We start from the raw sequence: 10,629 nt of genomic DNA, 5'->3' as shown, positions 1-10,629 counted from the left end.
GTTCGGCTAATCGTTCCCCTTGCCGGGCCGACAGTGGACTTTCACCACCAAGTCATCCGGCCGCCACCACGCGTACCGGAACAGCGCCAGTCAAGGCGCTACGCGCCATGCCTGGCGCACACATAAAAAAGGCGGCCTGATCAGGCCGCCGGAACAACACACAACACAGTGCTCTCTCGAATCTGATGCATAAGACGCCAGTCGACAGAATTGGTTCCCTATCAGTGGAAAAATCTACTCCGTTGGTAGTTACAGATGTAGTCATCGCCAGGGAACTAGTTCAATCCTATTCTTCATCAAAACTTGCATAGCGCTCAGCTAGAAACTCAATCAAGGCTCTGACCGCTGGCAGCAAACCACGTCGGGACGGAAAAACCACGTGAATGATTTCAGGGGGAGCCGTCCAATCGTCCAGTAACCTGACCAGACTGCCCTCCTTCAGTTGTTCTGTCACCATTAGCGTAGGTAGCTGTACGACGCCCACACCAGCCAGGGCCGCGTTACGAAGTGCGACCATGTCGGTGGTAACAAAACGGGGGGTAAGAGGCACACTAACCGATTTACCATCCGGCGAAGTCCAAACCCAAACAAAGGTATTTTGTGGCTGGCCTAAACCCAAACTCGGCCATTGGCAAAGCTTAGTCAGGTGTGAAGGGGATCCTTGCTTGTTTACCAAATCAGGACTGACGACCAGGCTGAGGCTGCGTTCCGACAACACCCGCATAATCAGGTCACTATCTTCAATCGGCGGTGGCCTTACCCGAATGGCAACATCCACGCCTTCGGCAACCAGATCCACTCGGCGATTGGAGGCTTCCAGTTGAATGTTCACCTCGGGATATTGGGTCATAAACTCGGCTAACATACAGCCTATATGAGCGTGCAGTAACGCAATGGGGCAAGTCAGTCGAATGGTCCCCCTAGGCTCAGACTTCAGAGAATCAATGGCCTCCTGCGCTGACTCCGCCTCCACCAGCATCGCCTTACAGTGTCGAAAATAAGTCTGCCCAACCTCCGTAAGATGGAAGCTGCGAGTCGAGCGATAGATCAATTTCGTGTCCAACCGTTCTTCCAGGGAGGCAACGCGGCGACTCAGCTTGGATTTGGGCACCCCCAGAGCCCGGCTAGCGGGAGAAAAACCACCATATTCCACAGCCTTGACAAAATAATATAGATCATTGAGGTCCTGCATAACTATCGTTCTATATTTAGGACGGATAGGATCAACTTAGCAGACTACCGATTCATTGTTCCATAGGTATGCTTTATGTAACGCAACCTTTGGAGGTGAGTATGAAATCAATAACAGGCATCATTCAGGCACCGCCCCCCATTGGGTGGGCAACAGCTTTCCGGTGTGCTCACTGTTTTCCTACCACTACCAAGCTGCGCAAATGAGTCCATTTCTGTTGCTGGACTACGCCGGTCCAATACGCTTTCCCGGTGACGGTGCTAAACGCGGCGTTGGCGAGCATCCGCATCGCGGTTTTGAAACAGTCACCATTGTTTACCAGGGTGAGGTGGAACACCGTGACTCCACCGGTAATGGCGGAGTTATCGGTCCCGGTGATGTGCAGTGGATGACCGCAGGTTCCGGTATTTTTCATGAGGAGTTGCACTCGGGCGCATTCAGTCACTCCGGTGGTGACCTACAGATGGTACAGCTTTGGGTCAACCTGCCTAAGAGCCACAAGATGACTCCGCCGGGGTATCAAGGCATCACCAAGCAAGACATCCCGGAAGTGACCTTAGCTGATAACGCCGGCACCCTTCGGCCAATTGCCGGTCCGTTTCTCGATCACCAGGGGCCAGCTCATACCTTCAGCCCCGTACATGTCTGGGATATGCGCCTGAAAGCAGGCGGTCAAACCTGTTTTGAGTTACCTGAGGGTTGGACTACAACCCTTGTAGTGCTGGAAGGAGCGGTTTGTATTAATAGCTCAGCCCCGGTTACGGAAGCCGGCATGGTGCTGCTGAGCCGTCAGAAAACGGGGATCAAGTTACATGCTGAGCAATCCAGCTTGGTGTTGCTGCTCAGCGGTGAGCCTATTAACGAGCCCATTGTTGGCAATAGGCCTTTCGTGATGAACAGCAAATCTGAAATTTTACAGGCTTTCGACGAACTCCAGCGGGGAGTCTTCGGAAGATTGTAAAAGCGTGGAGCGATGCAGTAGCGCCGCTTCATTCACCGGTGTATCGCACCTACTATTATTCCCGGAGGAAATTATGAGTTTCCAATATAGCAGACTCGATAAAGATAACGCCGCCGTACTGTTGGTGGATCACCAAGCTGGCCTATTATCCCTGGTTCGGGACATTGAACCGGACAAGTTTAAAAACAATGTACTGGCGCTAGCCGATCTGGCTAATTACTTTAATTTGCCGACCATTCTAACCACCAGTTTTGAAAATGGCCCTAATGGCCCTCTGGTGCCCGAGCTCAAAGAGATCTTCCCCGAAGCACCTTATATTGCCCGTCCGGGGCAGATTAACGCCTGGGATAATGAAGAGTTTCTAGCTGCTGTCAAAGCCACCGGTAAGAAACAGCTGATCATTGCCGGCGTAGTCACCGAAGTCTGTGTGGCCTTCCCGGTGCTGTCGGCATTGGAAGAAGGCTATGAAGTCTTTGTTGTGACCGATGCATCCGGAACATTTGACACCATCACGCGCCACGCCGCTTGGGATCGTATGTCACAAGCTGGGGCACAACTGATGACCTGGTTTGGTACCGCCTGCGAACTGCATCGGGATTGGCGCAATGACGTGGAAGGCCTAGGAGCGCTGTTCTCCAACCATATCCCGGACTACCGCAACCTGATCACCAGCTATACCACGCTGACGAGCAATGCATAAGCCGAACTGGTGATTTATCGATAAAGATTGAGGGGGCCTAGGCCCCCTCACCTTATGTCTTACTGAATGCTCGCCAAATGGATAACGCAATGAGCAATTTGGCGTTAGGAAGTAACACAAATATGCAACGTCACCAGTGGTTGCGATGCTTTGCAGATGATACTGACTCCCAAAGACAAAGACCTCGGCGGTTTCAGCGTGCGCCGCACCCTTCCGGTAGCAGAGTGCCGCAGTGTTGGTCCCGGTTTTTTTCGACCGCATGGGGCCTGCCTGCTTTGAGGCGGCCGGGGCATTGATATGCGTCCTCATCCACATATTGGCCTTGCGACCGTCACTTGCTTGTTTGAGGGTGAAATGCTGCATCGCGATTCTCTGGCTACCAAGCAAATAGTTCACCCCGGCTAGAATAACTTGATGGTGGCCGACCATGGCATCGTACATTCAGAACGTCAGCGCGAAGTAACTAAAACCGCGCCCCGTGAAATACATGGGCTTCAACTCTGGCTGGCCGGTCCACAGAGCATGAGCAAATCGAGCCTGGGTTTTATCATTATGATAGTGCCGACATCCCGACAGTCAGCCTGGATGGCATCTCTGCACGAGTTATGATGGGCAGTGTCTACGCTGCCACATCGCCGCTGATAACCCTGTCCGAAACCCTGTATCTGGAGGCTCGTCTCAACGCCGGAAAACCCCTGGTACTGCCCAATGCCGATGAACGTGCCGTCTATGTGATTAGCGGCTCTCTGACAGTAGGGGACAGCCAGGTAACCGAGCGCAGCATGGCCATATTCGACGATCAGCCGGGAGTTAGTGTCACTGCCGACAACGACGCCATGATCGTCCTTATCGGTGGCGCCCCGTAGGCCGGCGTTACATGGAGTGGAACTTTGTTGCCAGTGACCCGGCCCTGATGGAAAAGGCTAAGGCCGACTGGCTAGCAGGCCGTTTGCCAAAGTTCCAGGTGTTGAAAATGAGTTTATTCCACTGCCAAAGTAATTTGGACCGACTATTACGCCGTACCGCCCTTCCCGACTCCCCTTAAGGCCCCAGATGCGCGATACTTAACCGCTAAGCGTTACCCATTCATCCCGAGACGGAAGAGCCCGATGCCCTGGTTACAGATCAAGATCAATATCACCCCGGAACAGTCCGACCAGTACGAAGATATCCTGCTGGCGGCCGGGTGTGCGGCAGTCACCTTCGAGGATGCGGCAGACCAGCCGATCTTCGAGCCGGACCTGGGCACCACGCCGTTGTGGAGCAACACCCATATCAGCGGGCTGTTCGATGCCAGCTACGACCTGAACAAGACCATGGACTTTATCAAGCAGGCCCATGAGCAACTGTTCGCCGGCCAGCCGATGCCGACCATCAAGGCGGAAATCTTGGAGGACAAGGACTGGGAGCGGGCCTGGATGGACAACTACCACCCGATGCAGTTCGGCAAGCGGCTGTGGGTCTGCCCGAGCTGGCGCGAAGCGCCTGAGCCGGATGCGGTCAACCTGATGCTGGACCCGGGCCTGGCGTTCGGTACCGGCACCCACCCGACCACCGCGCTCTGCCTGGAGTGGCTGGACGGCGAACCGCTGGACGGCAAGCAGGTGGTCGATTTCGGCTGCGGTTCCGGCATCCTGGGGATCGCCGCGCTGCTGCTGGGCGCCGAGCATGTCACCGCCATCGATATCGACCCGCAGGCGCTGCAGGCCACCCGCGACAACCTGGCGCGCAACAAGCTGCCGAAAGCCAAGCTGCAGGCGTTCCTGCCGGAGCAGGCACCTGATATTCAGGCCGATTACGTGGTCGCCAATATCCTGGCCGGCCCGCTGGTCCAGCTGGCGCCGACCATCGCCGGCCACGTCAAGCCGGGCGGCCGGCTGGCACTGTCCGGTCTGCTGAGCAACCAGGCCGAGGAGATTCAGGCCACCTACGGCCAGTGGTTCGATCTGGAACCGGTCGCCCAGCAGGAGGACTGGATCCGCATCACCGGCACCAAGCGTTGATGGAAGCCTGATCGCCGATGGCCGCCGTTCCGAGCATTGTTGCCGAATGCCCCGCCTGCCATACCCGTTTCCGGGTGACCGTCGGCCAGTTGAAACTGGCCGACGGGCAAGTGCGTTGCGGCAACTGCCTGAAGGTGTTCGACGCCCGGCCACCGGCGCCAGAGCCGGAAGCGGAACCGCAGATCGCGCCCTATAACCCGCAGCCAGAGATCGATTTCGGTGATATCGAACTCGATCCCGACAACCCCGCGGCCAGCACTTCGGTTACACTCGCTTCAACTCCAGTCTCCGCCGAATCTGAGCCTGCTTCGATTAAAGCGAAGCCCCCTTCAGCCGAGCCTGCGCCCCCGCAACCGGTCGCACCGTCCGTCCGTGCAGCCGTAAAACCACAAGCCAAGGCAGCCCAAACGGGCCCCCTGGTGGTTCCCATCCCGGTTCCGTCCGCCACCGGCACCAGCGCGAGCGGCACAGCATCGGCGAACAACCGCCTTCTGGACAGCCTGCGCGCCGAGCCGGTGCAGATGCATATGCCCCATCCGGAGCCGGACCACTCCGGCACCACCTTCGGCTGGCTATTGGGCTGCCTGTTTGCATTGCTGCTGTTGGCCGGCCAGTACCTCTGGTTCGAGCGCCAGACATTGGCCTGGCAGCCGCCCTATGACGCTTTCTACCGGCTGGTCTGCGCCGAGTTCGGCTGTCAGCTGCCGCGACGTCAGGCGATCGAGCAGATCCACAGCCAGCGGCTGGTGATCCAGCCCCACCCGAAATACCTCGACGCCCTGCAGGTGGAGCTGATCCTGGAGAACCAGGCGGCGTTCGAACAACCCTACCCGGCACTGCAGCTCAGCTTCAGCGATCTGAAGGGCCGCCTGGTGGCCCAGCGGCGCTTCCAGCCTAACGAATACCTCGACCTGGGCCGGGTCGATCCGAGCGCCATGCCGGCCGGCCAGCCGGTGCAGTTGCTGCTGGAGATCATGAAGCCGGGGGTGCGGGCGGTGAATTACCAGCTGACGCTTGTCAAGCCTGACGCCGTACTAAAATGATCAAAAAATCGACAAAAACTCCTTGGAGCGATCCTGGCTAAGCGGTATTATTGGCCGCCTCCCTGAACGAACATACTGGAACGTGGCCTCTGGCCGCGACGTGTTTCTTTTACCCATTTTTTAGGTGCATCATGGTTCAGATCGGCCCCTACACCATTGACAGTCAGGTAATCCTGGCACCGATGGCAGGTGTAACCGATCAACCGTTCCGTCGCCTCTGCCGCCGGCTTGGAGCAGGCCTGGTGGTATCCGAGATGGTGACTGCTGATACCCGTCTATGGAACTCCCGCAAGTCCAGCTTCCGGCTTAACCACAGCGGCGAAGCCGAGCCCCGCTCGGTGCAGATCGCCGGTGGCGATCCCGCCATGCTGGCAAATGCGGCACGGATGAATGTCGAACGTGGTGCACAGATCATCGATATCAATATGGGTTGCCCCGCCAAGAAGGTCTGCAACAAAGCGGCCGGCTCCGCCCTGCTGAAGGACGAAGCCCTGGTTGCCGAGATTCTGCAGGCAGTCGTGGCGGCGGTCGATGTACCCGTTACCCTCAAAATTCGTACCGGCTGGGACACCGAGCACCGCAACGGTGTCACCGTGGCACGAATTGCCGAGGATGCGGGCATCCAGGCACTGGCGGTTCATGGCCGTACCCGTGCCTGCGGTTACAAGGGCGAGGTGGAATACGACACCATCGCCCGCATCAAGGAAAGCATCCGGATTCCGGTATTCGCCAACGGCAATATCACCAGCCCGCAGCAAGCCCGCTCGGTACTCGAACGGACCAGCGCCGATGCGGTGATGATCGGCCGCGGAGCCCAGGGTCGCCCCTGGATCTTCCGCGAGATCGATCATTACCTGCGCACCGGCACGCTGCTGGCGGAGCCTTCGCTGGAAGAGATCAGGGAGATCCTGCAGCACCATCTGAACGCCCTTCATCAGTTTTATGGGGAACATATGGGCGTTCGCATCGCGCGCAAGCACGTGGGTTGGTACCTGCAGGCCCATTCACAAAGCAGTAGTTTTCGCAAACTGTTCAATCAACTGGAATCAGCAGCAGAGCAGACAGCGGCCATCGACGCGTATTTCGCCACCCTCGGTGTCGCTGCCTGACAGAGTTTGGATAAAGAGAAACAGTGGATTACAAAGAGATCAAACAATCAGCGCTGACGCACGCGCTGAACACGGATGCACCCAGTCAGACACTGCGTGAAAGTGTCCAGAAGTCATTGTCCAACTATTTCCAGCAGCTGGACGGCCAGCCGGTCACCGACGTCTACCAGATGGTACTGTCGGAGATCGAGGCGCCGCTGTTCGAATCGGTCATGGCCTACACCAAGGACAATCAGACCAAGGCATCCCAGCTGCTCGGTCTTAACCGTGGCACGCTGCGCAAGAAACTGAAGCAGTACGACCTGCTGTAACGGGAGAGCGATACCGGACCTGAGCGGAGGCGACGGAATCGGTCGCCCGCCCGGGGTGTACCGGTTTCCCCTTCCGCTCAGATTTTTTGGTAATCACTCGTTAATCGGAAGCACATACGATGGCTGACAATACCACCCCGATCCGCCGCGCACTGATCAGCGTATCCGACAAGACCGGTATCGTTGAGTTCGCCCAGGCCCTGAGCACTCAGGGCGTTGAAATCCTGTCCACCGGCGGTACTTACAAGCTGCTGAAAGAGAACAACATCCCGGCCGTGGAAGTCTCCGACTACACCGGTTTCCCGGAGATGATGGACGGTCGCGTCAAGACCCTGCACCCGAAAGTGCACGGTGGCATCCTGGGCCGCCGCGGTACCGACGATGCGGTGATGAACGAGCACGGCATCAACCCGATCGACATGGTCGTGGTGAACCTGTACCCGTTCGCTGCCACCATCGCGCGGCCGGATTGCGACCTGCCGATGGCGATCGAAAACATCGATATCGGCGGCCCGACCATGGTCCGCTCCGCCGCGAAGAACCACAAAGACGTGGCGATCGTGGTCAACGCATCCGACTATGACGGCATCCTGGCCGAACTGGACGCCAACGGCGGCCTGAGCCAGAAGAGCCGCTTCGACCTGGCGGTCAAGGCGTTCGAACATACCGCCGGCTACGACGGCATGATCGCCAACTACCTGGGCGCGATCGTCGAGGGTGACGAAGAGGAGCCGGCCGACTTCCCGCGCACCTTCAACACCCAGTTCATCAAGGCGCAGGACATGCGCTACGGCGAGAACCCGCACCAGCGTGCGGCCTTCTATGTCGAAGCGAACCCGGCGGAAGCCTCCGTTTCCACCGCCCGCCAGCTGCAGGGCAAGGAACTGTCCTACAACAACGTGGCCGACACCGACGCCGCGCTGGAATGCGTCAAGCCGTTCAAGGAGCCGGCCTGTGTGATCGTCAAGCACGCCAACCCGTGCGGCGTGGCGATCGGCGCCGATATCCTGGAGGCGTACAACCGCGCCTTCCAGACCGACCCGACCTCCGCTTTCGGCGGCATCATCGCCTTCAACCGCGAACTGGACGGCAACACCGCCCAGGCGATCATCGACCGCCAGTTCGTTGAAGTGATCATCGCCCCGAGCGTCACCCAGGAAGCTTCCGACATCGTTGCCGGCAAGCCGAACGTCCGCCTGCTGGCCTGCGGCGAATGGCCTGCCGAGCGCGCCCATGGTTTCGATTACAAGCGGGTCAACGGCGGCCTGCTGGTGCAGGACCGCGACCTGGGCATGGTCGACGCCTCCCAGCTGAAGGTGGTGACCAAGCGCCAGCCGACCGAACAGGAGATCCGCGACCTGCTGTTCTGCTGGGAAGTGGCCAAGTTCGTCAAATCCAACGCCATCGTCTACGCCAAGAACGGCCAGACCATCGGTATCGGCGCCGGCCAGATGAGCCGCGTCTACTCCGCCAAGATCGCCGGCATCAAGGCTGCTGACGAAGGGCTGGAAGTGAAGGGCTCGGTGATGGCATCCGACGCCTTCTTCCCGTTCCGCGACGGCATCGACTCCGCTGCGGCGGCCGGTATCGAAGCGGTGATCCAGCCGGGCGGCTCGATGCGCGATCAGGAAGTGATCGACGCGGCCGACGAAGCCGGCATGGCGATGGTGTTCACCGGCATGCGCCATTTCCGTCATTGATTCAGATACCAGTGGACAGTAAACAGCGCGCGGCTACGTAGCTAAGCCGCAGAGGCCGAAAGATCGCTCTGTAAACTGTACACTGTGAACTGAGCACTTGATTTGCCGGGGCCCGCAAGGCTCCGGCATTTTACAAGGGATAACGAACATGAAAATTCTAGTAATTGGTTCCGGCGGCCGTGAGCACGCACTGGCCTGGGCGGCAGCGAAGGACGACAAGGTTACCGACGTCTTCGTAGCCCCGGGCAACGCCGCCACCGCGCAGGAAGCCAAGATGCAGAACGTCGCCATCGACGTGATGGATATCGACGGCCTGGTCGCGTTCGCCAAGGACAACGCCATCGAGCTGACCATCGTCGGCCCGGAAGCGCCGCTGGTGGCCGGCGTGGTGGATCGTTTCCGCAACGAAGGGCTGGCGATCTTCGGCCCAACCGCCGGTGCCGCTCAGCTGGAAGGTTCCAAGGCGTTCACCAAGGACTTCCTGGCCCGCCACCAGATCCCGACCGCCGAGTACGCCAACTTCACCGAGATCGAGCCGGCACTGGCTTACGTCCGTGAAAAAGGCGCGCCGATCGTCATCAAGGCCGACGGCCTGGCCGCCGGCAAGGGCGTGATCGTGGCGATGACGCTAACCGAAGCGGAAGACGCCATCAAGGATATGCTGGCCGGCAACGCCTTCGGCGATGCGGGCAGCCGGGTAGTGGTCGAAGAGTTCCTGGACGGTGAGGAAGCCTCCTACATCGTGATGGTCGACGGCGACAACGTGCTGCCGATGGCCACCAGCCAGGACCACAAGCGGGCCGGCGACGGCGATACCGGCCTAAACACCGGCGGCATGGGCGCCTACTCGCCGGCACCGGTGGTGACCGCCGAGATCGACCAGCGGGTGATGGACGAAGTGATCATGCCGACCGTCAACGGCATGAAGGCCGAAGGCAACGAGTACACCGGTTTCCTGTATGCCGGCCTGATGATCATGGCCGACGGCACACCGAAGGTAATCGAGTACAACTGCCGCTTCGGCGATCCGGAAACCCAGCCGATTATGCTGCGCCTGAAATCCAGCCTGGTCGAACTGTGCCAGGCGGCACTGGACAAGAAGCTGGACCAGACCACCGCCGATTGGGACAGCCGCAAGTCCGTTGGCGTGGTAATGGCCGCCGGCGGCTACCCGGGCGACTACAAGAAAGGCGATCAGATCAGCTTCCCGGCCGAGTGCCCGGAAGGCAGCAAGATCTTCCACGCCGGCACCAAGCTGGATGACAACGGCAACGTGGTTACCGCCGGTGGCCGCGTACTCTGCGTCACCGCACTGGGCGACAGCGTCACCGAAGCCCAGCAGCGTGCCTACGCACTGCTCAAGCAGGTGAACTGGGACGGCGCCTACTACCGCACCGATATCGCCTACCGCGCCATCGCGCGCGAACAGGACAGCTGATCCGCTGTTTTTTTGCACGATAAACGTACGACAAAAGCCACCTTCGGGTTAATGCCAGTCAGTTAAGCCAACTGACTGGCATTTTCTTGTTTCTTCGCTGCTTGTTAGGAAATTTCTACGTTAGCCATAAGCTTGCCGCTGGCACCCCTGTCTACGCCGACTCTGAGCGTCC

At 58.9% G+C, this 10,629-nt stretch carries 11 protein-coding genes; 10 read left to right on the top strand and 1 reads right to left on the bottom strand.

The genetic code is table 11. The features are described from left to right. Positions 1 to 286: 286 nt before the first annotated feature. The gene (locus K6T12_RS20875) at positions 287 to 1,192 is read right to left on the bottom strand and encodes a LysR family transcriptional regulator (RefSeq protein ID WP_222224906.1); all 906 of its coding nucleotides are present in this window, start codon (positions 1,190 to 1,192) and stop codon (positions 287 to 289) included. A gap of 202 nt (positions 1,193 to 1,394) precedes the next feature. Here K6T12_RS20875 and K6T12_RS20870 point away from each other — a divergent pair, with 202 nt between their 5' ends. The 10 genes from K6T12_RS20870 to purD all read left to right on the top strand — a co-directional run bounded on the left by K6T12_RS20870 (position 1,395) and on the right by purD (position 10,457). Beyond that, positions 1,395 to 2,153, top strand: coding sequence for a pirin family protein (locus K6T12_RS20870; protein WP_255611965.1), 759 nt, complete (start codon positions 1,395 to 1,397; stop codon positions 2,151 to 2,153). A 73-nt stretch (positions 2,154 to 2,226) separates the two neighbouring features. Continuing rightward, positions 2,227 to 2,853, top strand: coding sequence for an isochorismate family cysteine hydrolase YcaC (gene ycaC / locus K6T12_RS20865; RefSeq protein ID WP_222224905.1), 627 nt, complete (start codon positions 2,227 to 2,229; stop codon positions 2,851 to 2,853). 297 nt (positions 2,854 to 3,150) lie between these two features. Then, entirely contained in the window at positions 3,151 to 3,258 is a 108-nt protein-coding gene (locus tag K6T12_RS21655; protein WP_255611963.1) for a pirin family protein, read from the top strand. Positions 3,259 to 3,461: 203 nt separating this feature from the next. Continuing rightward, positions 3,462 to 3,719, top strand: coding sequence for a pirin-like C-terminal cupin domain-containing protein (locus K6T12_RS21650; RefSeq protein ID WP_255611962.1), 258 nt, complete (start codon positions 3,462 to 3,464; stop codon positions 3,717 to 3,719). 243 nt (positions 3,720 to 3,962) lie between these two features. Beyond that, positions 3,963 to 4,856: a 50S ribosomal protein L11 methyltransferase gene (gene prmA, locus K6T12_RS20855; protein WP_222224904.1), complete on the top strand. Its 894-nt coding sequence runs from the start codon at positions 3,963 to 3,965 to the stop codon at positions 4,854 to 4,856. A gap of 17 nt (positions 4,857 to 4,873) precedes the next feature. Next, positions 4,874 to 5,899 (top strand): DUF3426 domain-containing protein, encoded by a 1,026-nt coding sequence (locus K6T12_RS20850; protein WP_222224903.1) that lies wholly within the window; start codon positions 4,874 to 4,876, stop codon positions 5,897 to 5,899. A 131-nt stretch (positions 5,900 to 6,030) separates the two neighbouring features. Continuing rightward, positions 6,031 to 7,008: a tRNA dihydrouridine synthase DusB gene (gene dusB, locus K6T12_RS20845; RefSeq protein WP_222224902.1), complete on the top strand. Its 978-nt coding sequence runs from the start codon at positions 6,031 to 6,033 to the stop codon at positions 7,006 to 7,008. A gap of 23 nt (positions 7,009 to 7,031) precedes the next feature. Continuing rightward, positions 7,032 to 7,319, top strand: coding sequence for a DNA-binding transcriptional regulator Fis (gene fis, locus K6T12_RS20840; protein WP_222224901.1), 288 nt, complete (start codon positions 7,032 to 7,034; stop codon positions 7,317 to 7,319). A 119-nt stretch (positions 7,320 to 7,438) separates the two neighbouring features. Continuing rightward, on the top strand, positions 7,439 to 9,019 hold the full coding sequence (gene purH / locus K6T12_RS20835) for a bifunctional phosphoribosylaminoimidazolecarboxamide formyltransferase/IMP cyclohydrolase (protein WP_222224900.1): 1,581 nt from the start codon (positions 7,439 to 7,441) through the stop codon (positions 9,017 to 9,019). 148 nt (positions 9,020 to 9,167) lie between these two features. Then, complete coding sequence (purD, locus tag K6T12_RS20830; protein WP_222224899.1) at positions 9,168 to 10,457, top strand: phosphoribosylamine--glycine ligase; 1,290 nt, start codon at positions 9,168 to 9,170, stop codon at positions 10,455 to 10,457. The last annotated feature ends 172 nt before the right edge of the window (positions 10,458 to 10,629 follow it).

Source organism: Marinobacterium arenosum (genome assembly GCF_019795155.1).
GTDB classification, from domain to species: Bacteria; Pseudomonadota; Gammaproteobacteria; order Pseudomonadales; family Balneatricaceae; genus Marinobacterium_C; species Marinobacterium_C arenosum.
Note: the sequence above shows the minus strand (reverse complement) of the source record. Positions and strands in the feature narration are given on the sequence as shown.

Coding starts and splice junctions, on each gene's coding strand:
- K6T12_RS20850 (WP_222224903.1), top strand. CDS start 4,874: ATGGCCGCCGTTCCGAGCATTGTTGCCGAATGCCCCGCCTGCCATACC.
- purH (WP_222224900.1), top strand. CDS start 7,439: ATGGCTGACAATACCACCCCGATCCGCCGCGCACTGATCAGCGTATCC.
- prmA (WP_222224904.1), top strand. CDS start 3,963: ATGCCCTGGTTACAGATCAAGATCAATATCACCCCGGAACAGTCCGAC.
- K6T12_RS20875 (WP_222224906.1), bottom strand. CDS start 1,192: ATGCAGGACCTCAATGATCTATATTATTTTGTCAAGGCTGTGGAATAT.
- purD (WP_222224899.1), top strand. CDS start 9,168: ATGAAAATTCTAGTAATTGGTTCCGGCGGCCGTGAGCACGCACTGGCC.
- K6T12_RS20870 (WP_255611965.1), top strand. CDS start 1,395: ATGAGTCCATTTCTGTTGCTGGACTACGCCGGTCCAATACGCTTTCCC.
- K6T12_RS21650 (WP_255611962.1), top strand. CDS start 3,462: ATGGGCAGTGTCTACGCTGCCACATCGCCGCTGATAACCCTGTCCGAA.
- ycaC (WP_222224905.1), top strand. CDS start 2,227: ATGAGTTTCCAATATAGCAGACTCGATAAAGATAACGCCGCCGTACTG.
- dusB (WP_222224902.1), top strand. CDS start 6,031: ATGGTTCAGATCGGCCCCTACACCATTGACAGTCAGGTAATCCTGGCA.
- K6T12_RS21655 (WP_255611963.1), top strand. CDS start 3,151: ATGCGTCCTCATCCACATATTGGCCTTGCGACCGTCACTTGCTTGTTT.